Source organism: Polyangium jinanense, assembly GCF_028435365.1.
The window spans coordinates 1-23,132 of sequence record NZ_JAGTJJ010000001.1 but is presented as its reverse complement, the minus strand read 5'-3'; the positions used below and the strand labels follow the sequence as shown (position 1 = coordinate 23,132).

At 69.1% G+C, this 23,132-nt stretch carries 15 protein-coding genes; 8 read left to right on the top strand and 7 right to left on the bottom strand.

What is annotated here, in order from left to right:
* Positions 1–28 precede the first annotated feature (28 nt).
* Together KEG57_RS00075 and KEG57_RS00070 are read left to right on the top strand one after the other, a co-directional pair.
* Positions 29–1,282, top strand: coding sequence for a DUF4374 domain-containing protein (locus tag KEG57_RS00075; RefSeq protein WP_272418732.1), 1,254 nt, complete (start codon positions 29–31; stop codon positions 1,280–1,282).
* Positions 1,283–1,356: 74 nt separating this feature from the next.
* Positions 1,357–2,250 (top strand): PepSY domain-containing protein, encoded by an 894-nt coding sequence (locus KEG57_RS00070; protein ID WP_372518165.1) that lies wholly within the window; start codon positions 1,357–1,359, stop codon positions 2,248–2,250.
* Between the two features lie 19 nt (positions 2,251–2,269).
* On the opposite strand, the gene KEG57_RS00065 is transcribed toward KEG57_RS00070, so the two are convergent.
* From KEG57_RS00065 to mxcK, 6 genes are all read right to left on the bottom strand, one after another.
* On the bottom strand, positions 2,270–3,046 hold the full coding sequence (locus KEG57_RS00065; RefSeq protein ID WP_272418734.1) for a 2,3-dihydro-2,3-dihydroxybenzoate dehydrogenase: 777 nt from the start codon (positions 3,044–3,046) through the stop codon (positions 2,270–2,272).
* Positions 3,030–3,959, bottom strand: coding sequence for an isochorismatase family protein (locus KEG57_RS00060; RefSeq protein ID WP_272418735.1), 930 nt, complete (start codon positions 3,957–3,959; stop codon positions 3,030–3,032). The genes KEG57_RS00065 and KEG57_RS00060 overlap by 17 nt, the downstream gene beginning before the upstream one ends.
* 19 nt (positions 3,960–3,978) lie before the next feature.
* A complete protein-coding gene (locus KEG57_RS00055; protein ID WP_272418736.1) occupies positions 3,979–5,625 on the bottom strand; it encodes a (2,3-dihydroxybenzoyl)adenylate synthase in 1,647 nt (548 codons plus the stop codon).
* Entirely contained in the window at positions 5,625–6,851 is a 1,227-nt protein-coding gene (gene dhbC, locus KEG57_RS00050; RefSeq protein WP_272418737.1) for an isochorismate synthase DhbC, read from the bottom strand. Before dhbC ends, KEG57_RS00055 begins: the two co-directional genes overlap by 1 nt.
* A gap of 86 nt (positions 6,852–6,937) precedes the next feature.
* Complete coding sequence (locus KEG57_RS00045; protein WP_272418738.1) at positions 6,938–8,404, bottom strand: 3-deoxy-7-phosphoheptulonate synthase class II; 1,467 nt, start codon at positions 8,402–8,404, stop codon at positions 6,938–6,940.
* 19 nt (positions 8,405–8,423) lie between these two features.
* Positions 8,424–9,632 (bottom strand): myxochelin export MFS transporter MxcK, encoded by a 1,209-nt coding sequence (gene mxcK, locus KEG57_RS00040; RefSeq protein ID WP_272418739.1) that lies wholly within the window; start codon positions 9,630–9,632, stop codon positions 8,424–8,426.
* Positions 9,633–10,013: 381 nt separating this feature from the next.
* Here mxcK and KEG57_RS00035 point away from each other — a divergent pair, with 381 nt between their 5' ends.
* Positions 10,014–10,469 carry an STAS/SEC14 domain-containing protein gene (locus KEG57_RS00035; protein ID WP_272418740.1) on the top strand — a complete coding sequence of 152 codons (456 nt, stop codon included), beginning with the start codon at positions 10,014–10,016 and terminating at the stop codon, positions 10,467–10,469.
* 7 nt (positions 10,470–10,476) lie between these two features.
* On the opposite strand, the gene KEG57_RS00030 is transcribed toward KEG57_RS00035, so the two are convergent.
* The gene (locus tag KEG57_RS00030) at positions 10,477–13,590 is read right to left on the bottom strand and encodes a GAF domain-containing protein (RefSeq protein WP_272418741.1); all 3,114 of its coding nucleotides are present in this window, start codon (positions 13,588–13,590) and stop codon (positions 10,477–10,479) included.
* Positions 13,591–13,895: 305 nt separating this feature from the next.
* Between KEG57_RS00030 and KEG57_RS00025 the strand changes: the two genes are divergently transcribed.
* From KEG57_RS00025 to KEG57_RS00005, 5 genes are all read left to right on the top strand, one after another.
* On the top strand, positions 13,896–15,296 hold the full coding sequence (locus tag KEG57_RS00025) for a hypothetical protein (RefSeq protein ID WP_272418743.1): 1,401 nt from the start codon (positions 13,896–13,898) through the stop codon (positions 15,294–15,296).
* 19 nt (positions 15,297–15,315) lie between these two features.
* Positions 15,316–19,674 (top strand): sigma 54-interacting transcriptional regulator, encoded by a 4,359-nt coding sequence (locus KEG57_RS00020; protein WP_272418744.1) that lies wholly within the window; start codon positions 15,316–15,318, stop codon positions 19,672–19,674.
* Positions 19,675–19,686: 12 nt separating this feature from the next.
* Entirely contained in the window at positions 19,687–20,787 is a 1,101-nt protein-coding gene (locus KEG57_RS00015; protein ID WP_272418745.1) for a hypothetical protein, read from the top strand.
* A gap of 173 nt (positions 20,788–20,960) precedes the next feature.
* A complete protein-coding gene (locus tag KEG57_RS00010; RefSeq protein ID WP_272418746.1) occupies positions 20,961–22,364 on the top strand; it encodes a selenium-binding family protein in 1,404 nt (467 codons plus the stop codon).
* Positions 22,361–23,008, top strand: coding sequence for a hypothetical protein (locus tag KEG57_RS00005; protein ID WP_272418747.1), 648 nt, complete (start codon positions 22,361–22,363; stop codon positions 23,006–23,008). The genes KEG57_RS00010 and KEG57_RS00005 overlap by 4 nt, the downstream gene beginning before the upstream one ends.
* Positions 23,009–23,132: the final 124 nt, after the last annotated feature.

Genomic DNA, 23,132 nt, shown 5'->3' with positions numbered 1-23,132 from the left:
ACCCATTCCTTCCCGAGGAGATACATCCATGAAAAAAGTCACAGCGCTCCTGATCACCCTTGTGTTCCCCGCTCTCGCCGCCTGCAGCGGCGGTGACGGCGACGGCGCCGGCGGCACCGGCGGCACCGGTGGCCAGGGCGGCCAGGGTGCCGGGGGCGGTTCCGCGACGGGACCCCTGTATGCCCTCACGACTCAGGTCTTTGGCGCCAATGGCGGGGACAACACGAGTTATATCCTCGTGACCGACAAGCTCGGGGGCGACGCCGCGCTCACGCTCGACAACGGCGTCGAAATCGCGGGCCGCGCCCTCGGCGTCGGGCCCGAGGACGGGGGCGCCGTATTCATCGCGGGCGAAGCCGGGCCGACCGTGACGCGTTACGACCTGCAAGCGGACGGCACCTTGCGCTTGGGCACCACGGTGAGCTTCCAGGGCAAGGGAATCGCCGCGCTCGGCGAGTATCACGGTCAATTTCAGTTCGTCTCCGAGACGAAGGCATATTTCTTCGACGGCCCCACGGCCCAGGTCGTCGTCTGGAATCCGAAGGACATGACGGTCACCGGGGACATTTCCCTGAATGAGCTCGTCATCGCGGATACTACGTTGACGTTCACGGCTGCGCCGCTGCGCCTGGGCGACGACGTGATCACCTTCGCCGGGTATCGAAAGGGTCCGGAGGTCCCGAGCAAGGCGGTGGTCGTCGTCGTGAATGGCAAGACGGATCAGGCGACCATCGTCACGGATGATCGCTGCGGCTACGTGCGGGATGGCATCGAAGGGCCCGATGGAAAGATTTATCTCGCCACGGAAGCCTACGGCGCGGCCGTGCACCGGCTGAACGAAGCCAATGCCGCGCCGCCTTGCATGCTGCGGTTCGACCCGGCGACGAAGACGTTCGACGCCGCGTTCCATGTCGAGCTGAACACGCTCTTTGGCGGACAAACCGCCGGCTCCCTGCTCCGCGGGCCGGGCAACGAGGCCTTCCTGCGGGTGCTCGACGAGAGCGCCTTCCCGATCATGCCGGACACGCACCCGCGCGTCCTCGCGAGCGCGGCGGCCTGGAAGTGGGCGACCGTGACGCTCGGGGATACCCCGACGGCCGAGGTGCTCGACGCCGCGCCCAGCAATGGAAGCGTCATTCCGCTGCAGTTCGGCGACCGGAGCTTCGTGTCGCTCTTCCAGGGCCAGGACTCGACGAAGCTCCTCGAGCTCGAGGCGAAGGGCCCGGGTGAAGTGGCGCTGAGCACGCCGGGCCTCGTTTTCTCGGCCCTGAAGATCCGATGACGAATCCGGCTTCCGCGAAAGAGGCCCCGCCGCCCCGGGCCGAGCCCCCTCGCCGCCGAGGGTATGGCGCCGTCATGAAATTCGTCCGGCGCCTGCACATGTATCTCGGCCTGCTGGTGTTCCCGTGGGTGCTTCTCTTCGGGCTGAGCGGCGCGCTCTTTAATCATCCCCAGATCGGGCGAGATATCGAGGAGCGGGACCTCTCCGCGGCGGAGCTCTCCACACTCACCGGAATGAAACCCTGGGATCCGAACGAGATCGCGCAAAAGGTCGTCGGGCAGATCAACGCCGGATCCCCGGGGGGGTACGCGCTTGATCCGGGGGCCCCGAGCTCCTTCTCGGGCTGGCCCCTGCTCGCGACGCCGAGCCGCGCGGGAGGGCGTCACGTGCTCATCCTCAGCCTCGACGGCGGCGGCGCGACGGTCTCCACGCATGCCCCGGAGCCGAAATCCGATCCTCCTCCCTTTGCCGGCGCGACCATCGAATTGCCCGAATACAAGATGGCGGCGGTGCAGGAGCAGGTGAAGGAGCTCCTGCCCAAGCTGGGGATCGACGCGGAGGGACCCTTGCGGGCGCATCCGAAGGTCCACCCCGAGCTGCGCTTCCGTGTGCGTGATCAAAGTGGCCGCGCTTGGAACGTCGTCTACGATCTCGGCTCGGGTCAAATCGACGGGCGACCCGCCGGTCCGGGCCAGCTCCGCTTCGTGGAGCTTCTGGAGAAGCTGCACACGACGCACCATTTCCCCGTTCACGGCGACATGGCCTGGTTCTTTGCGCTCTTCGCGGACATCACCGGCATCACGCTGGTCGTGTGGGCGCTCAGCGGCCTCGCGATGTGGTGGCAGATGAAGCCCACGCGGGTCCTCGGCGCGCTCGCCATCATGATCGCCGTGGCCGCCGCCGCCTTCGTCATGCGCGGGACGGCCTCGGAGGTTCAATTCGGCCGCGTGCAGGGCGACGGCCCCTGAGCGCCGCACGGCGGCGGCGTCACACGCCGAGCGTGGCGCCGCCGTCGACGCAGATATCGTGCATGGTGATGTGCCGTGCCCGATCCGAGAGAAGAAACAACACCGCGTCCGCGACGTCCGTCGGGTCCGCGATTCGTTGCAGGGGGATTCCCACTTTATAAGCGCCGGGCGCGCCGTCGATGGCGGCTTGCGCTCCGTTCTCGTCCTTCCACAACGATCGTTGCATCGGCGTATCCGTCGATCCCGGAGAAACGACGTTGCACCGGATGCCGTGCTGCGCGAGCTCGAGGCCGATGCACTTCGTGAACATCGCGGCGGCCGCCTTCGAGGCCGCATACAACGACATGTGCATGCGTGGCGTCCGCCCGGCATTGGATCCGACGGTCACGATGGCGCCGGATTTGCGCGGCACCATGCGCTGGGCCACGGCACGGCAAAGGTAAAACACTCCCCGGGCATTGACCGCGAAAGTCTGCTCCCAGTCCTCGTCACGCAGCGCTTCGACGAGACCGACGCGCAGCACACCCGCGACATTGACCAGGAAATCGATGGGGCCGAGCTCGCTCTCGATCTGGTCCACCGCGGCGTCGACCGCCTCCCGGTCCGTGACGTCCGCAGAGAATGATGCCGCGCGGCCGCCGCTTGCCCGTATTTCGGCGGCCACCACGTCGAGGCGGTCGCGGTTCGAATCCACCGCGGCCACGCTCGCTCCACGCGCCGCGAGCGCTCGCGCGACGGCCGCCCCGATTCCCTGGGCGGCGCCCGTCACGAGCGCGATTTTACCCTCGAACTCCATGGGCTTGCTCCTCGGCTCCGGTCCATCGCCCGTGCGGCATTCGCGCGGAGAGGATCTCCCACCAATCGTCGAGCGTCGTGCGCTCCGCGAGCTCCACGAACGAAATGTCGAAGTTTGCGGCGCGCAGCCGTTCGACGAGCGTCATGAGGCGGATGGAATCGAGGCCCAGATCGAGGAGCGAATCGCCGCTCTGGATGTCGGAGGCGGGGCGCTCGAGGAGCCCGGCGACCTCGCTGCGCAGGTGCTCGAGGTCGAACGTCGCGGCGCCGGACGATTTCTCTGCGAGCGCGTCGAGCACGTCGCGGGTCGACACGACCACGCCGCACCGCTGCGCCACGTACGTCATGGCCATCTCGTGCCAGTTCCGCGTGAAATCGGAGGTCGCGTCGGCCACGAAGAACGGCTGCACGTCGTTCATGAAGGCCTCGCCGGCCGTCAACATGCATCCGATGTGCGCATAGACGCCGCAGATGATGAGCTGATCGCGCCGCCACCGGCGCATGAGTTCGAGCAACTCGGTCCGTTGAAACGCGCTGTAGCGCCATTTCGTGAGGACGGTGTCCGACTCCGCCGGCGAGAGCTCGTGCACAATCCCATGTTTGTGCGGCTGCGCCGTCAGCCCGGGACCCCAGAAGTCGAGGAGCAGGCCACGTTCCTCGGCCGTCTGCTCGGAGGGCTGCATCGTATACACGACGGGGATCCCGAGCGCACGGCACCGCTCTCGCACCTGCCGGATGTTCTCCAGGAGCTCGACGACCGGTGAGGCCCGGATATCGTAATAATCGAGGAAGTACTGCTGCATGTCGTGGATCAGAAGGACGGCGCGGCCCGGATCCGGCGTCCACGACATCCGGTTCTTGGGCAGCTCCTCTTTCCGAGGCATGAAATAAGGCTGGATGCTGGGGATTCCCATGGTCGATGTCCTCCGGTCGTCATTGGCCCTTCTGGGCGATCTTGTCGGCGATCCAGCGACGGAGCGCCTGTTTGTCCACCTTCCCCACGTTCGTCTTGGGGAGGTCGCCCGTGAGCTCGATGCGGTCCGGGATCTTGTAGGCAGCGAGTCCGCGCTCTCGCAGGAATGTGGTGAGCTCACGCGGGGCCGGCGGCGTCTCGCGGGGGACGACGACTGCGCACGAGCGCTCCCCGAGGAAAGCATCCGGCATGGCGACGAGCGCCACGTCCCGCACCGCTGGATGGGCGAGGAGGTGATTCTCGATCTCCTCGGCCGCAATCTTTTCGCCGCCGCGGTTGATCTGATCCTTCGCGCGTCCCTCCACGACGAGATACCCCGCCGGCGTACGCCGCACGACGTCGCCGGTCCGGTAAAACCCGTCGCGCGTGAATGCCTTCGCGTTGTGGGCTTCGGCCTTGTAATATCCGCGAATGGTGTAGGGACCCCGCGTGAGCAGGTGGCCCACCTGGCCGACCTCGACGTCGCGGTCGTCCTCGTCGACGACCCGGACCTCGTCGTCCGCAGAAATGGGCCGCCCCTGCGTTTCGATGATGACGTCCTCGGGATCGTCGAGGCGGGTGTAATTGACGAGCCCCTCGGCCATGCCGAACACCTGTTGCAAGGTGCATCCGAGCGTGCCTCGCACGCGGCGCGCGACCTCCGCGCTCAGCTTGGAGCCGCCCACCTGCAGCAAGCGAAGGCTCGAAAGATTCTGCCGGGCATTCCGCGCGGCTTCGAGCCAGACCGCGCAGAGCGGCGGCACGACGGCGGTCACGGTGACGCGCTCTTTTTCGATCCAGCGGAATGCCTCGTCCGGGCTCGGGCGCCGGCTCAGCACGACGCGGCCGCCGGCATGGAGCACGCCCAGGCTGCCGGGAGAGCTCAGCGTGAAGTTATGCGCGACGGGCAACGCGACGAGAAAGACGCTGTCTCCATCGAGCGCGCAGATGTCGGCGCTGGCACGGACACTGTAAAGGTAATCGTCGTGCGTGCGGGGAATCAGCTTGGGGATTCCCGTGCTACCACCCGAGAGCTGAAAGAAGGCGACGTCTTCGGGCGCGAGCGTCGGGAGCGGCGCAGGCTCGTCATAGAGGCTCTCCAGCGCGGTGAACGGCCCTGGCTCGCCGGCGACGAGGACGTGCTTCACGGTGCTCGCTTCGGCCTGGATCTCCTCGGCGAGCTTGCGATAATCGAATCCACCGTCCTTGTCGGCGATGATGTACGCAACGGCCTCCGTGAACTGACAGAAGTACGAGATCTCGGCCCGCCGATGCGGGGGCAGGGCGAGCACGGGGAGCGCGCCGAGGCGGAACAGGGCAAAGCAGACCTCGAAGAACTCCACGATGTTCGGGAGCTGCACGACAACGCGATCCCGCGGCTTGATGCCCAGTCGCGCGAGGCCGGCCGCGAGGCGCGAGGCGCGGGCATCGAGCTCGCGATAACTCAGGCGGCGCCGGTCGTCGACGAGCGCGGTGCGATCACCGAATCGTTCCGCTCGGTCGCGCAAGAAATCGCCGAATGTCTCGCCGATCCAGTAACCCGCTCGCCGGTACCGCTCGGCGAAATCGGCAGGCCAGGGCGTGAACCCCGCGAGCGTCCCCGTTTCCCGCAATTCGTCCGTGCGCATCAGAGATCCTCCGGCAAGGGATCGAGGCCGAGCGCGGTGAGCATGGTGCGCATCTTGGCCGCAATCTCGGCGCGCTCGCGTTCGGGCGACGAACCGGCGACGACGCCGGCCCCGGCATACACGCGAAGTGCGTCGCCGCCGATCTCGGCGCAGCGGATGGTCACGGCCCATTCACCGTCGCCGGCCGCGTCGCAATAACCCACGAGGCCCGTGAAGAAGCCACGATCGAAGGGCTCGATCGCTTCGATGGCCGCGCGCGCGCTCGTGGTAGGGTATCCGCACACGGCCGGCGTCGGGTGCAAGGCCATTGCGAGCGCGAGCGACGAGGTCGAGAGATCCGCGAGCTCTCCCGTGATCGGCGTCGACAGGTGCCACATGGCCGGCGTGTGCAAGAGCGAGGCGCGCGGCGGGACGACGAGGCGCTTGCAGAAGGGGCGAAGCGCTTCGACGACGGCGTCGATGACGACCGCGTGCTCGCGCCGGTCTTTCTCGGAGGTGAGGAGCGCGCTCGCCCGCCGCTCGTCTTCCTCGGGGTCGGTGCTCCGGGGCGCGGAACCCGCGAGTGGATTGGCGAATACCGTGTTCCCAGAGCGCGACACGAGGAGCTCGGGGCTCGCGCCGATCAATGTACGCGGCTCGGGCGCGAGGGCTCCGCGCGCCTCGGGGAGCTTGAGCGCGAACGTGTACCCGGAGGTGTTCCGTTTCGACAACCGCTCGAGGAGGAGAGCGAGATCGACCGGCTCCGAGGAACGCAGCTCCAGCATTCTGGAGAGGACCACCTTCGAGAGCGCCTCCGTGCGTATCAAGGCGAGGGCGCGCTCGACGCCGCCCAGAAACCCGTCGCGGTCGGGCGACAAACGCATCCATTCTGCAGAGACCCGCGGCGGTGCGGGGAGCGATATCGACGCCGCATCCAGGGGGCCGGCGATGCGGGTGGTTCGCGGCACGAGGAGGTGGGCCGGGGATCGGGTATCGAAGGGCACGGCGCCGACCGCCAGGGGGCGCTCGTGCCCGGACTTTTCGAGCGACGCGAGCACCGCCGCGACGCGCTCGGGAATGCCTTCGCCGTGCGCCGTTCCGCCGACGATCTCGCGTACACCCTGCGCGAGAACGGTGCGGGTCGGGGACGAGAAGAAGAAAGACGATTCCTGGTTGTACGCCTGGAGGAGCTCCGTGCCGCTGCGCACGGTGGCGGCGAAGGCTTCCGGCGTCGAAATCGAGGTCATCGAGCGACTCTCCTTGCTGGCCCGGACGGGGCCATGAACGAATTCTTCCTGGGCTCTCGCGGAAAGGGCGCGCCGCGGCGCCACGGTCATGGGCGCATCGCCCGCATGCGCCGCGCGATGCAATACGAGAGCTCGAGTGCCTGCGATTGATTCAATCGGGGATCGCAGACCGTCTCGTATGCGTGGGAGAGGTCCTCCTCACGCACGCTCCCGCCGATGCATTCGGTGACGTGGTCGCCCGTGAGCTCGAAGTGGACGCCGCCGAGGTAGGTGCCGCAGGCGTCGTGCGCGTCGAACGTCCGATCGATCTCGCGCACGATCGCCGCGAATTCACGCGTCTTCACGCCCGAGCTCGTGGTGATCGTGTTGCCGTGCATGGGATCGCACACCCAGAGCACGCGCCGGCCCGCGCGTTTCACGACCTCGAGCAAGGGCGGGAGTGTGGCGTCGACGCGCTCGGCACCCATGCGCGTGATGAGCACGATGCGTCCGGGGATCTCGGTGGGGTTCAGCGTATCGAGCAAGCGCAGGACCTCGACCGGCGTGACCGACGGGCCGAGCTTGATGCCGATCGGATTGCTGATGCCCCGGAGAAACTCGACGTGCGCGCCGTCGAGCGACCGCGTCCGCTCGCCGAGCCACGGCATGTGCGCGGTGAGATCGTAATACTCGTCCCGGTGCGGCGCCGCGCGGGTCTGCGCGGACTCGTAATGCAGGTTGAGCGCCTCGTGGGACGTGAAGAACTCGACACGCGAGAGCTCGCTCCCCGCGCCGCCGAGCGCGTCCATGCATCGAAGCGCGTCTTCGAGCTGCCGCGTCGTCGCCTGGAAGCACTCGCGCACGGGGGCGGGCAGATCTGTGCGCTCGGAGAACGAGAGATCCCAGCGATCCGGGCGTTCGAGACCGGACAATCCGCCGGCCGAGAGGGACCGGACGAAATTGAGCGTCATCGCGGCGTGGTGATAACAGGCGAGCATCCGTTCGGGATCCGGGCGCCGCGCCTCGGGCGTGAACTCCGATCCATTCACGAGATCACCAAAATAACTCGGCAGCTCGATCCCGCCGCGCACCTCCGTGGGGCGCGAGCGCGGCTTCGCGTATTGCCCGGCGAAACGCCCCACGCGCACCACCGGCTTGCCGCCGCCGACGATGAGCACGAGCGACATCTTGAGCAAGATGTCGAGCTTGTTGACGATCGTCTCCGAGCGGCATTCGCGCATGGTTTCGGCACAGTCGCCGCCCTGGAGCAGGAAGCGCCGGCCGAGCTGCGCCTCCGCGACGAGGGAGCGGAATCGCTCCACCTCCCACGAGCTCACGAGCGGTGGCAGCTCTTCGATGCGCGAAGCGATGCGCTCGACCGCGGCGGGATCGTCGTATCGCACGGCCTGCGAATCGGGCCTCGATCTCCAGGACGTAGGGCTCCATTCGCTCGTGCGCGAACGCGAAGGCGCGCGCGGGCGCGAGGGCGGGATGTCTCCGGGCGGATGCTGCACGGCGGCCTCGTGGTTCGAGGAATTCCTCACCGGCGTGCCCATGGCGATTTCGTGAATCATCGAAAGTTGCTCACGGTTTTCAGGTCTGCGCTGCGCGCTGCGGGGCGGCGCTGCGCCCGAGCACCCACAGAATACAAAGTGCGAGGAGCGACACGCTCGACGCGAGGAATCCCATAGGGCCGAAGCCGACCAGCGCGCCCTCGGGGGTCGTCGTGATGAAGAGACCGCTCGTCCACGCGGCGAGGCCGGAGGCGCCGTCGCTCGCTGCCATGTTGACCGCGAGGTAACGCCCGCGCAGCGCAGGCGGCACCCGGGACGTGATCAATGCGATCGTGGGAATGGCGCGGCCGGAGGTCAGGGTCATGAAGAGGACGAAGAGCGCGGCCACGCCCGCCTTCGGAAGGATGGGCAGGTGCGTGAAAAGGAGAAACGGCGCCAGGGTGGCGACGAGCAGAATGCCGAGCACCCGGGGCGGACCGTGACGGTCCACGAGGGCGCCAATCCAGCGCGACGTGAAGAGCGTCGCCGCGCCGCCGCATAGATAGATCCAGGGCAGGTCCGAGAGGCGGAGCCCGAGATTGCCCACCATGAACGTGCTCAGGTAGGGAATCAGCAAGAAGCCCGCGAAAACCACGCTGAACGTGAGCGCCCAGCCGAGCGGAAGCCCTGGCATCGAGAGGAGCGGGGCGGGAGCGTTCGGGCCCTTTCCGCGCGCTCCCGTGAGGTGATGATCGACAGCGGGCAGGATGCGCCACGAAAGGAGCCACAGGATGCCGGCGAGCGCGCTGATGGCCCAGAAGGGGGTACGAAAGCCCCATTGATTGGCGAGCGCGAGGCTCAGCGGCACGCCGCCGACGGCCGAGATTCCGTAGGATGACATCACCGTGCCAATGGCGCGGCCGCGGCGCTCGGCCGGCACGCGATCGGCGAGAATGGCCATGACGACGGCGCTCATCAGGCCCGCGCAGGCGCCGGCCACGGTCCTCGAGAGGAGCAACCACGTCGGGCCGTTCGCGACGCCGCACGAAAACGTGGCCGCGATGAAACCCATATAAAGCAGCAATAGCGCGCGCTTGCGGTCCCATCGATCCAGCCAGAGCACGCCGAGCAGGCCCATGGCGGCCGAGGCGAGCGTGTAGGCCGACACCATGGCCCCGAACTCCGCCGCCGAAATATTGAACTTGCCGATGAGCTCCGGCCCGAGCGGCATTAAGATCATGAAATCGAGCGTATGCGTGAGTTGAACGGCACCGAGAAGCCAAACGAGGTGGCGCTCTTGCCGTGTCATGGGGGAATCGGCCACGAAAAGACTCCAGGGACGCCCGGGGGTGTGCGAACTGTTGCGTTGCCTACCCTCACCTACAGAGAACCGCGATCTTGATGAAAGTGATAATGAAACCCATTATCAACTGTCAAGGTGATCGTGTGGAGGCGTGCCAGAATTTCGTCCGAAGGGGTGTAATTTTACGTCTTTGTTGGAAGTTTTTCGTACAAAATGAGTGTTGGGACACGTTTTCGGGGGACGAGCACGCGTCGAACGACGCTGTCGCGTCTTCCCCGATCGCCTTCGAGGGATGCCCGTCGAGGTGGTCCAGGGCGAGCCGGCGCTTCACGTCGGCTTCGGTCGTTGCTTCACTCGTGTGGGCGAATCGTGGTATCTGCACTGCCCATGCGTCCGGACCTCCCGACGAATGATTTCGGCTCCGAGGGTTGGTACCGCACCGGTGGCCACACGTATCGGTGCGAGGACGCGGGCATCTTGTTCATCCGCACCGGGGGGGATCTCGCCGAGGACCACGTGGCCGCCCTTTTCGACGCATTCGCGTGGCTCTGCGACGAGCGCGGGCATTCGCACGTGTTCTGGCTCATCGACATCGGGCGGCTCGGCGCCGTCTTACCCGGAGCGCGCACGCGCGCCGCGACCACGCCGGTGCGACCTGAAAACAAGGGCATGGTGCTCTTCAATGGGAGCTTCCGGCAACGGGTGGTCGTGAAGCTCGTCGACAAGGCCACGTCGCTGCTTCAACCGAATACCCCGCCGCTCGTCTTTTCCAGCACCGAGGCGGAGGCGCGCGCCTGGATCGACGAGCGCCGGCGCGTGCTCACGATGCGCGAGAGCCAGTGACGCCGCTTCAGGCGACCCGCTTCATCTTCGCCGCCACCCCGTCCACGATCCGCTGCACCTCCTGGAGGTCCACCGGCTTCGTCAGGTGGTAATCGAATCCCGCCTCGCGTGCTTGCCGCCGGTCTTCCTCCGTCCCCCAGCCCGTCAGCGCCACCAGCACCACCCGACCGAGCCCTTCCTCGGCCCGCAGCCGCTGCGCCACCTCGTAGCCCGTCATTCCCGGCAAACCGATATCCAGGAAGACCACGTCCGGCTCGAACGCGCGCGCCGCGACCAGCGCCGAGGGGCCCGTGTGCGCCACTTCGGTCGTGTGTCCCGTCAATTGGAGCAGCTCTGCCAGGCTCTCCGCGCCGTCGACATTGTCGTCGACCACCAGCACCTTCAGACCGCCAGTCGCTCCTTTGGCCGGCGCATCCCCGCTCGGACCCACCGCTTTGGCTTCCTCGGCAGCTCCGAGGGGTAGGCGCACCGTGAAAATCGAACCTCGGGACGGACCATCACTTGCGGCTTCCACGGTGCCCCCATGGAGCTCCACGAGTCGCCGCACCAGGGTCAAACCGATGCCCAGGCCCCCCTGCGCTCGCTCGATCGAGCGGCCGACCTGCGTGAACATGTCGAACACTTTGGGCAGCATTTCCGGCGGAATGCCTACGCCGGTGTCCTCCACGCGCACGACCACGTGCGCGCCTTCCCGCTCCGCCGCGACGCGGATCCGGCCCCCTGCCGGCGTGTATTTCGCCGCGTTGTTGAGCAGGTTCGCCAGGATCTGCGAAAGCCGCGTCGGGTCGGCCATGAGCCACAGCGGCTCGGTCGGCAGCGACACCGATAACACGTGCCCGGCCGCCTCGATCAGCGGGCGGCTCGTCTCGAGCGCGCTCTCCAGCACCGTCCCGAGCTCCACCCGCGCCTTGCGCAGCTCCACCTTCCCCCGCGTGATGCGCGAGACGTCGAGCAGATCGTCCACCATCCGCACCATGTGCCCGACCTGCCGCTCCATCATCTCGCGAATGCGCCGCGCCTGCGCCTCGTCGCGGGCCATTTGCAGGAGCGTCAGGCCCGTCCGGATCGGGGCAAGCGGGTTTCGGAGCTCGTGGGCGAGCGTCGCCAGAAACTCATCTTTGCGCCGGTCCTGATCGCGCAATTCATCGTAGAGCCGCGCGTTCTCGATCGCCACGGACGCGATGTGCGCGAGCTGGATCAAAATGGCCTCGTCCTGCTCCGTGAACTCGCCTTCGTACTTGTCGGAGAGCTGGATGAGGCCGAGGTTTTTCCCGCTCCGCCCGATGAACGGCGCCGCCAGCCAGCCTCGCATCGGCGGGTGCCGGTCCGCTTCGCCGCTGAAGTTTCGCCACGCCGGATGGGACACGAGCTCGGCCTGCGTGAGCCGCATCGGGCGGTTCGTCTGGCAGACGAGCGCGTAGATGCCCTTGCCCGTGGGCGCCCCCTGGTAATTGCGAAATGCCTCGTACTTCGGCGACAGGGACGGGGCGCTGACCGCCTGGGACCAGTCGTTGCCGAGCGTCAGGCTCGTGACCGACTGGTGCGCGCCGATGATGCGCCGCGCCTCCTCCGTGATCACCCGGAGCACGCTGTCCAGCGACGCGGTCGCGTGAATCGTGAGCGCCGCGTCGGCCACCTGCTCGAGCAGCCGGGCCTGCTCGCGCTCTCGTTCGAGCAACCGCGCGAGCCGCTCCTCGTGGAGCTTGCGGACCGTGGCGTCGACCGTCACCCCGTCGAAGCGCCTGGCCAGCCCGTCCGGCCCGTACGCCGTCCCGCCGAGCGCGCGGATCCATTTGATGGCCCCGGTCTCCGGATCGACCGTCCGGTAATCGATGTCGTACGGCGTTGCATTGTGGATCGAGGTCTCGATGGCCTGCCGCGTCCGCGCCCGGTCGTCCGGGTGAATGCGCTCGTAGAACGTGTCGATCGTCACGCGGGCGTCGGGCGGGAGCCAGAAATGCTCTTTGACGCGTTCGTCCCAGTTGAGCTCGTCGAACGGCAGATCACAATGCCAGAAGCCGATCCCGGCGAGCTCGACCGCGAAATCGAGCCGCTCGTCTCGCTCGCGCAGGCTACGCGCCGTCCGGGCTCGCTCGAGGGCCTCCCAGCAGCGGCCCACGACGGTCCGGACGAGCTCGACCTCCTCGGACGTCCAGCGCCGCGGCCTCGCTTGATCGACGGCCATCAATGCGATGAGCTTGCCGGCCTTGTGTAGCGGGACGCAGATGCCGGCCTGGATCCTTGCCGCCCGATAGGCCGAGAGGTCGTTCGCGGCCCGCGGATCCTGGTCCACGTCGTCCATCACGTACGGCTGGTTCGCCTGCATGGCCTGCTCGAACGCGGGCCCGAAGCCGTCCAACGGCCACCGCCCGGCTATGCTCGGGACGCCCTGCGTGTAGTCACCTGTGACGATGAAGACACGCTCGTCCTCGATTTCGGCATAAACGCAGCGGTCGACGCCGAGGTGCTGGGCGAGCAGGCGTGCCGTCGTGGCCATGATCTCGTCGGGATCGGTGAGCGGCTGCGTGGCGGCGGCGAGCTCCGCGAGGAACCGAAGGCGGCCTTCGCTCGCGCGGAGCGCCTCGTTCGCCTGCTTTCGCTCCTCGGCCAGGGTGAGGACCTTCGTGGCGCTCCCGGCGAACCGCGACAGGCTCGTGAGGATCCGGGCGTCTTCCCGGTCGAACTTCCGCGTCTCGTTGCGTGTGAAGACCCAGACCGTGCCGACGGGTTTGTCGCCGTCGTGAAAGGGGACGGTGAGCGCTTCGACGATGCCCATGTCGGGCACCCCTTCGCGCGGGAACATCTGCGCGGGGTCGCGGAAGAGCAGGGGGGCATTGCGGGCGACGACGACGCCGCAGGGGCTGTTCCACCGATGCATCACCGCGCCGAGGCTGCCCGCGTCCGCTCCTGCGAGGGCGCGCCACCGGAACACCTCCTCGTTGCCGTCGCGCTCGATGACGCTGACGCCGGCCGTGTCTGCCTGGCAGAGGGAAAGGGCGAGCTCGACGAGCTTCGGGAGAATGGCCTCCGGGGCCCCGGTCAGCGTCTCGGCGAGCGCGACGAGGGCGCGGTTTTCGGCTGCATGATCAGGCTGCCTGGACGTGCGACGTGCGAGCTCCACCTCGCAATCTTGCAGAGAGTCCCCTGCGCTCGGGGGGCCCGGCTGTACACGCATGACCCTGGTCCGTGGAAACCTGAATAGGAAGCCAGAGTAACTGACCTAATGGTTCGGGGCAATGAGTAGGGGGGAAAGGATGAGGTAGGGATTTCTCTGAGGGGACCGCTCGCGCGTCTGCCGGCAACCAGCCGGGGCCGGTTCCCACCGGCGCTGGGAACCGGTTCCCACCTGCCGGCGCGTGATGGCCCGAAAACCCGAGGATTTCCGGATGGCACGTGCCCTGCTCGGGTGGGGCGCGGAGGCTTACCATGACCCTTCGTTCCTTCGGTTCCCGTCTCGCCCTGCTCCCCCTCGTTCTCGCGCTCGTACCGGCCTGCGCTGTCGAAATCGTCTCCGGCGGAGGCGCAGAACCCGGCGAGGGAAACCCGCCCAGCGTGCCCGAACCCTCGAACGAGCCCGCGGCCTATGCGGGCAAGGGGTTCGTCGTGCACGAATGGGGCACCGATACCGTGGTCGTCGGCTCGGACGGCTCGCTGCAACGCGGATTGCACCACGAGGAGGAAGATCTCCCGGGCTTCGTCTACGACCGCGTCCGCGCCGGCACGTTGCCGGGCTCGACCTCGGTGCATCTGAAAATGGAGACGCCCGTCACGTACTTTTACGCGGACAAACCGATGAAGGCGCGCGTGCAGGTGGCGTTCCCGAGCGGCGTGCTCACGCAATGGTACCCCGCGGTGGCGAGTTTTTACCCGTGGGTGGCCGAGGCGTACGCGGTGCCGGGCCTCGTCGCCGCCGGTGATCCGGTGCTCGATCCGGCGTTTCCCTGGAATGGGCCGACCTGCCAGGAGAAATACGGCGCCGTCGGGCAGGGGCTGCTCGACTGGGGCGAGGTGGAGATCCTGCCGCGTGGCGAGGACGTTCCGCTGCCCGAGGCCTCGCTCGACGCATTCACGTGGAGCCACGCGCGCGCCGTCGACGCGAATGCGGTGCGCGTGACGGCCGCGCCGACGGCGAGCGGCTCGCCCGAGGCCGAGCGTTTCCTTTTTTATCGAGGCCTCGGCAACCTCACGCCGCCCGCGCGCGTGACCGCGGCCGCGGGCGCGGTCCGCGTCGAGAACACCCTACCCGATGCGCTCGGGGCGCTCTTCGTGGTGAACGTCGGCCCCGCGGGCGGCGCGTTTTCCGTGGTCCCCGCGGGCGTTTCGCCCGGCCAAACCGTGGACCTCGACGCCCCGACGCTCGCCTCCGCCGCGCCGCTCGATGCGTTCGCCGAGGCGCTCGGCGAGGCCGTGACGAGCGCGCTCGACGGCGCGGGGCTCTACCACGACGAATCCCTCGCCATGGTGGCGACCTGGAAGCGGCAATGGTTCCGCACCCCGGGCCTGCGCGTGTTTTACCTCGCGCCCCAAACGTGGACCGACGCGACCTTGCCGCTCTCCGTCGACCCCGCGCCGGACAGCGTGACCCGCGTCATGATGATTCGCGTCGAGGTGATCACGCCCGACCTCGAGGAGGGCGACGTCGCCGCAGCGAAGGGCCTCGCGGATCCGGCGACCGAGGTCGCGTCGAAGGCTCATTTCCAGGGCCTCGGCCGGTTCGCCGAGCCACGCCTGCGCCGCGCCCTCGGTCTGCTCGGCCAGCCTTCCTGGGGCGAGCCGTTCCTCGCGGCGGTGACCTCCGCCGAGACGCGCGCCACGGTGGGCGAATGAGCGGATAGACTCGGACGCCATGGGACGCCGCGACCGAGATGCGCTTCTCGTGCATGCCCGATATGCGGCCGGCGAGCCGCTCGGGCGCGGCGCGCAAGGGATCGTACTGCGCGTGGTGGATCGGGAGGATCCGGGCCGCTCGCTCACGGCGAAGGTGTTCCGGCCGGGCGCGTTCGAGCCTTCGGCCTTGCTGGGCGAGTTCGCGTTGCTCTCGCGGCTGCGACTGCCCGGCGTGGTGCGGGCGCACGACCTCGGCCACGACGAGCGGACGGGAGCGCCCTTTCTGGTGGAGGATTTCGTGCCGGGGCTCGATGCGGCGACATGGGTGCGAGGCGCGACGGGCGACGCGGATCGCAATCGGCGGCTCGCGGACCTCTGCGCGGGTGTCGCGGCCTCGCTCGCGGCGCTGCACGACGCGGGCTTTTTGCACGGGGATCTCAAGCCGGCGCACGTGCGGATGCGGCCCGACACGGACCGCGAGCGGCCCGTCCTGCTCGACCTTGGCGCGGCGGTGTTTTTCCGGGCGCGTGCGCTGGGACAATCGATCGCGGCCTCGCCCGGGTATGCGGCGCCGGAGGTGCTGGCGGGCGCGGCGCCGACGATTCGTTCGGACCTGTATGGCCTCGGTGCGCTCGCCTGGGCCGCGGCGACGGGCGCGCCTCCGCCGCTGGGAAATACGAAAAAGAGGTTGTCTGCGTCGTGCCCGTGGCTCCGGCCCACGCTCGCCGAGATCGTCGAGGCGCTCGTCGAGGTGCACCCGCTCGATCGGCCCGAGGATACGCGTCGGGTTCTGTCGTTCCTCGGGGCCTCGGCGACAAGGGCGGGCGAGCGGCTCGGGGCGCCGCCAACGCCTGTCGGACGGGAGGCGGAGATCGCCGCGCTCTCCGCGCCGTCCGTATCGCCCGTTCGTTATGTCGTGGGGCCGAGCGGCGCGGGAAAAAGCCACCTCGCGCGGGAGCTCTTGACGCGTACGTTATGCGCGGGCCGGGCCGCGCGGCTTGTCTCGTTGCCCGCGGAGGCGGGCTCGATCGTGCCGCGTCTGATCGGGTTTTTCCGCGGAATGGAGCCGGCGCCGCCGCTCGCGCCCGCGGCGGAGGGCGGGACGGCGCTGCTCTTGATCGACGGGCTCGAAGCGGGTCCGCCGGAGCTCGCGGCGGCCCTCGATGCGTATCGTTGCCGCAACGCACGGGCGCCGGGGCTCGACGTGGTGGTGACGGCGCGCGCCGCGCCTGCGGGCGCGGATGTGCTCGGGATCGAGCCGCTCGCGGGGGAGGCGTTTGTCGCGCTTTGCCATTCGCTCGGTTTGTCCGACGCGGCGGCGATCGAACGCGCGCGGGCGGCCTCGGAGGGTTTGCCCGGGTGGCTCCTCGCGTCGCTCGGGCGGGTGCCGCTCGAACGGGATACGGCGCTTGGGCGGGCCTCTGGTTTGCCTCTGGGGGCGCGGGGCGTGCTCGCGGCGATCGCGCTGTCGGGCGGGGCCATGCCCGAGGGGGTTTGTCATGTGATCACGCGGCGTCTCGGGGGCGAGGGGGCGTCGCTGCTCGCGGAGCTTCTGTCGGCGTCCTTGATCGGACGTCGGGTATCCGGGGACGTGCGGTACGTGCTTTCCTCGCCCGAGCTCGGGCCCGATCTCGCGGCGGCGCTCGCTACACCGGAGCTCGTGGACCTCGTGGCCGAGGTTTGGCTGAGCGAGCCAAATGCCGATGCCGCGGCGCTGCTCTCCGTGGCGAAGGCGGCGGCGCTGTCCACGCGGCGGGACGAACTCCTCGCGCGGGCGGCGCGGGCGGCGCGAGAGAGCGGGCTTCTTTCGCTCGAAATCGAGGCGCTTTTGTTGCTTTTGCAAAACCCGGCGCAGCGCACACGGGACTTGCTTTGCCGCCTCGAGCGGCTGGTCCGCGACGCGGGTTTGCCCGGGGCGCATCCCGAGGTGCTCCGCTGGCTCGACGAGGCGGCCTCGCAGGACGCGAGCTTGCGCCCGCTCTCGTTGCGACGGCGCGCCGAGCAAAAGGCCCGCGCCGGCGCGACGCCGGAGGCGCGCGCGCTCGCCGAGGAGGCGCTCGCGGCGGCGCGGCGCACGCACGATCGGCAGGCCGAGGCGTTTGCCCACGGCACGCTCGGCCTCGTGGCATTGTTCTCCGCCGATTACACCGACGCGGCCGAGCATCTCGCCCGCGTGCAGGCGATCCTCGGCGAGCGGGGCTCGGACGATCCCGAGGAGCTCGCGCGGATCCACCACAATGCGGGCGTCGTGGCCCTGTATCGGAATCGCGCGGAGCAGGCAATCGAAACGTTCTCGCGGGCGCTCGGGGAGAAGCGGGGCCTCGGGGATCGCGCGGGGATGCGCTCGTGTTTGATGAACCTCGGCATGGCGCTCGGGCGCGCGGGACGGCATGCCGAGGCGGAGGCGGCGCTCGCCGAGGCGACGTTGCTCTCGCGATCCCTCGGGCAAGAGGCGGGGCTCGGCTGGTGCCTTTTTACGCGCGCGGAGCTCGAGGTTCGTCGCGGCCATTTCGCGGCGGCGGCGCCGTTCGTCGTGGAGGCGTGGGCGCTCGGGGAATCGCTGCCCGCGGTGGTGCGGGCCGACCTTTTGATCCTGCGCGCGCGGATCCGGGCGCGCGCGGGCGACGGCGCGGGCGCGCTCGCGGCGCTCGGTGAGCTCTCGGCCGAGGCGCGGGCGCGGGATGCGCTCGTCGATGTGCGGGCGCGACTCGCGGAGGTGGAGGCGAGGCTCGCGACGTTGCCGACAGAGCCACGGCGCGCGGGGCGGATCGCGATCGGGGCGCTCCGGCGCGCGCGGGAGGCGCGGCTCGTGGAGGGCGAGGCCGAAGCGCGGGAAGCCCTTTCGCGTGCGCTCGCGGCGCGGCGACCGGTTCGATATGCTCCGCGCATGGCGGCGGAGGACGCGGGGGAGGAAGCGCTCTGGGAATTTCTCGCCGGCGCGGCGCGCGCGTCTCCCGAGGAGCTTGGCCTCGACCTCGCGCGGCGCATCGCTTCGCGCGCGGGCGCGGAGCGGGCGTTCGTGGTGCTCGCCTGCGGGGCGGTGCGGATCGGCTCGGTGTACGGCGCGGATCTGGACGGGCTCGCCCTCACGGAGGCCGGGAAGCGGCTCGACGCGGGCCTCCTGCGAGAGGCGCTCGGCAGCGCGGAGCCATTGTATCAGCGGGACATACCCACCGCGGGCGGTCGAGGCGCGCGGCTCGTCGTCGCGGGACCCGAGGGGCCGCAGGGCAGCGCGATCGTCGTGGTCGAACATCGATTCCGGCCCGGCGCATTCGATCGCGTGACGGCCGCGGAGGCGCGTCGATGGGGCATTCTCGCGGCGCTTGTCTTTCGACTCTCGGCCGCTGCCGAGCCGGAGGAGGAGACGCTCGCCCCGCGCCCGGTGACCCGGAAGGATCCGGGTTTGGCAGGGAAACCTGCGCCGGATCCGCCGGGCGCGACGACGTTGATTCCGGTCTCCGGGCCGCGCCGCAGTTTTCCCGGGATCGTGGGCGATTCCCCGGCGCTCACGCGCGCGCTCGGGCGGCTCGAAGCGGCGCTCCCGAGTGATCTGCCGGTCCTCGTCGTCGGCGAGACCGGCGTGGGGAAGGAGATTTTCGCGCGGGCGCTGCATGACCTTGGTCCGCGGGCGCGGGGTCCGTTCGTCGCGATGAACTGCGGCGGGATCCCGGACACGCTTTTCGAGGCGGAGCTCTTCGGGCACGCGCGTGGCGCCTTCACGGGCGCGGAGCGCGCGCGGACGGGGCTCCTCGTGCAGGCGAACGGCGGGACGCTTTTGCTCGACGAGATCGGCGAGCTCTCGCTCCTCCGTCAGGCCTCGCTCTTGCGGGCGCTCGAAGCGCGGCGATTCCGGCCGATCGGCAGCGACGAGGAGCGCGCCTTCGACGTACGGATCGTGGCCGCGACGAACCGCGACCTCGAAAAGGCGGTGGCCGACGGAACGTTCCGGCAGGACCTCTTTTATCGATTGAATGCGATCACGATCCGCGTCCCGCCCTTGCGCGAGCGGGCCGAGGACGTGCCGCTCCTCTGCCGCGCCTTCCTTCCGGGCGCGACGTTCGCCGAGGACGCGCTCGCCGCGCTCTCGGCGCATCCCTGGCCCGGCAACGTGCGCGAGCTACGCAACGTGATGGAGCGGCTCGGCGTGCTCGGCGCGTCGCGGATCGAACGGGCGCACCTGCCGCGGGCGATCCGGGGGCGGGGCGCGGCGATCCCCGAAGCGGACGAGCGTGCGCCGATCCGGCGGGCCCTCGCGGAGACGGGAGGGAACATCAGCCAGGCGGCTTCGCTCTTGGGTTTGTCGAGGCAGGGGCTGAAGAAACGAATGGTGCGGCTCGGGATGCGCGAGCCGACCACTTCGCGGAAAAAGCTCGGGTAGGTGGTGGACGTGATGGGCAGGGATGCAATGCGGACATGGGTGGCGTTTTTCGGGGCGATTTGTCTCGCGGGTTGCGGCGCGGAGGCGGAGGGTTCGTCCGATGGAACGGCGCCGCTCGTTTGCGCGGCGACGGCGGCGGAGGGGATCGAGGTCGCGGCGACGGACGGCTCGGGGGAAAACGGGTATTCGCTGGGATATGCGCCGCACGCCGTGGCGAGTTGCCTTCTCGTGTACGTGCATCCGGATGGATCGCTGCGGGCGCGGGATCTCGCGCGGGGCGGCGAGGAGACGCTCGCGGAGGCGGTCGAGGCGCCGCGGCGGCCCACGGCGTTCGGCGGGGTCGTGGCCTGGGAAGCCCTGGAGGCGGGGCAGCGCGTGGTGCGGGTGCGCGCGGAGGGAGCGACGCGGACGGTGACGGGCCCGTTTGATCACGCGGGGGAGCCTCGCGCCGCGGGGGATGCGGTGGTGTTCACGGCCTGGCTCTCGGCGGAGGAGGCGGGGGATACGGATATTTTTCTTTACGAGCCGGGAAAGGCCTCTGTCATCGTCGTGGCGAGCGGACCCGGACAGCAGCGATTTCCCGATATTTCGGATACGTACGTGGCGTTTGCCGATTTCGCGGAGGACGCCGACGGCCGGTTCGACGAGAATGCGACCGACGCTTCGGATGTGGTCGTGATGGAGCGCGGGACGGGACGAACGACACGCCGCGCGCGGCCGGGAAAACAAGCCTTTCCGCTTCTCGGCGCCGACGAGCGTGTGGTCTACCTCGAATGGGGGCCGCTGCACCCGGAGCCGAAGTTCAGCGCGTATACGCTGATCGTGGGGGACGTGGGTGCGTCCGGGGAGACGGACGTGGCGGTCGTGGACATCGAGACGGCGCGGCCGTATGTGCGGCCGACGGCGCGGGGGGGCTTCATCGAATGGGTGCAATGGCGGAATGGAGCGCCCGCCACGCTGTTCCGGCAGCCGGCGGATCTGGGCGCGGAAGCGACGGTGGTGACGGGCATGGAGAGCGATGAGCTTCATGCGCCGGTCGCGGGGGAGGGGATGACCGTGGTCGCGGCGCGCGCGGCGGCCGGGGCGATGGTGATCCGCGCGGCGGAGCGGTGAGCTTCAGCGCCTGGTTTTTCGAACGAGACCACGTGCGGAGGCGAATCCACGTCGACGCTCGGGCCGCAGCCTGCCGCGGCAAACAGCGTTATGAGAGCAGCCTTTCGTGCATCATTTGTCTTTCAAGAAAGCACGACATGGCCCTATGCTCGCGCCGTCTCCCCGGAGAAGCCATGCCCTTCCGACCCGATCCCACGTTTTATCCGTCGCCGCGTATGGCCATGGACGCGCCGCGCGAGCGGCTCGCCTACGTCGCCGCCCCGGACGCGAACGCCGTGCTCGGACGCCCGAACCCGCTCCGCGACGGCCTCGCCACGGTCGACCTCGACCCGCGGTCGCCCACGTACAGCCAGATCATCGCCCTCGCCGAGGTGCCGAACTTCGGCGACGAGCTGCATCATTCCGGCTGGAACGCGTGCAGCGCCGCGCTCTGCCCGTACGCGCCGCACCCCCACGTGGAGCGCCGCTACCTGATGCTGCCGGCCCTGCGTTCGTCGCGCATCTACGTCTTCGACACGAAGCTCGATCCGCGCAGGCCCAAGCTCGTCCGCACGATCGAGGCCGAGGAGATCGCCTCGCGCACCGGCTACTCGCGCCCGCACACGCTGCACTGCGGGCCCGACGGGATCTACGTCTCGGCGCTCGGCAACCCCGCGGGCGAGGGCCCCGGCGGCATCTTCGTCCTCGACTGCGAGAGCTTCGACGTGCTCGGCCGCTGGGAGATCGACCGCGGGCCGCAGCACCTGCACTACGATTTCTGGTGGCACCTCGGCCACGACACGCTGATTTCGAGCGAGTGGGGCACACCGAACATGATCGAGAACGGCGTGGTGCCGGAGCTGCTCCTCGGCAAGAAGTACGGCCATCGGCTGCACGTCTGGGATCTCAGGCGCCGCAAGCACGTCCAGGCGCTCGACATCGGCGACGAGCACCAGATGGCCCTCGAACTGCGCCCGGCCCACGATCCCACGAAGGCCTGGGGCTTCATGGGCGTGGTCATCAGCGTCGCGGACCTCTCGGCCTCGGTCTGGCTCTGGTACCGCGAAGGCGAGCGCTGGGCGATCAAGAAGGTGATCACGATCCCGGCCGAGCCCGCCTCGGCGGACCTCTTGCCGCCGCTGCTCAAGGGCTTCGGCGCCGTGCCGCCGCTCGTGACGGACATCAACCTGTCGCTCGACGACAAGTACCTCTACGTGTCCTGCTGGGGCACGGGCGAGCTCCGGCAGTACGACGTGTCGAACCCGCACGAGCCGAAACACGTGGGCTCGGTGCACATCGGCGGCATCGCGCGGCGCACGCCGCACCCGCGCTCGGGCGGTCCGCTCACGGGCGCGCCGCAGATGGTCGAGGTGAGCCGCGACGGCAAGCGCATCTATTTCACGAGCGGCCTCTACACGACCTGGGATGAGCAGTTCTACCCGGACGGGCTCAAGGGCTGGATGGTCAAGGTCGACGTCAAGGAAGGCGGCGGGATCGAGCTGGATCCGGACTTCTTCGTGGACTTCGGGCCGCGCCGGGCCCACCAGGTCCGGCTCGAAGGCGGCGACGCTTCCTCGGATTCGTTCTGCTACCCGTGACCAGCATCTGGCCCTGGATCACGCTCGCGGCCCTCGGCGCCTACCACGGCTTGAGCCCCGGCATGGGCTGGCTCTTCGCGGTGGCGCTCGGGCTGCAAGAGAAGAGCGGAAAAGCCGTGCTACGCGCGCTCGTCCCCATCGCGATCGGCCACGCCGCGAGCGTGGGCCTCGCGGTGGGGCTGCTCGCGGCGGGCAAGGCGAGCATTCCGACGGGCATCTTGCCGTGGATCACCGGCGGGGTGCTCGTGGCGTTCGGCATCTTCAAGCTCGTGCGCCCGCGGCACCCGCGCTGGGTGGGCATGCGCGTGAGCGCGCGTGACCTCGTGGTGTGGTCGTTCCTGATGGCCACGGCGCACGGCGCGGGGCTCATGCTGCTGCCGGTCTTCGTGCTCGGCGAGGACAACCCCGCGCCTTGCCACGGCCCGTCGTGCCACGACGCCGCGGGGATCTCGCTGTCGAGTCCCGGCGGATACCTGGCCGCGATCTCGCTGCACACGCTGGCGATGCTGGCGGTCTCGGCGATCGTGGCGCTGATCGTCTACTACAAGGTCGGGCTCGCGATGCTCCGGCGCGCGTGGTTCGACCTCGATCGCGTCTGGGCGGGGGCCTTGATCCTCGCAGGGGTGATCGGGCTCGTGCTCTGAACGGCGCCGCGCCGGGGCTCTGCCCCGGACCCCGCGGGGGCTGTTCGCCCCTCGACCCGAACCAGGGCAAGCCCTGGACCATTTGGGGAAGAACTGCGCGATGCGCAGTTCTTCCCACAGGCCG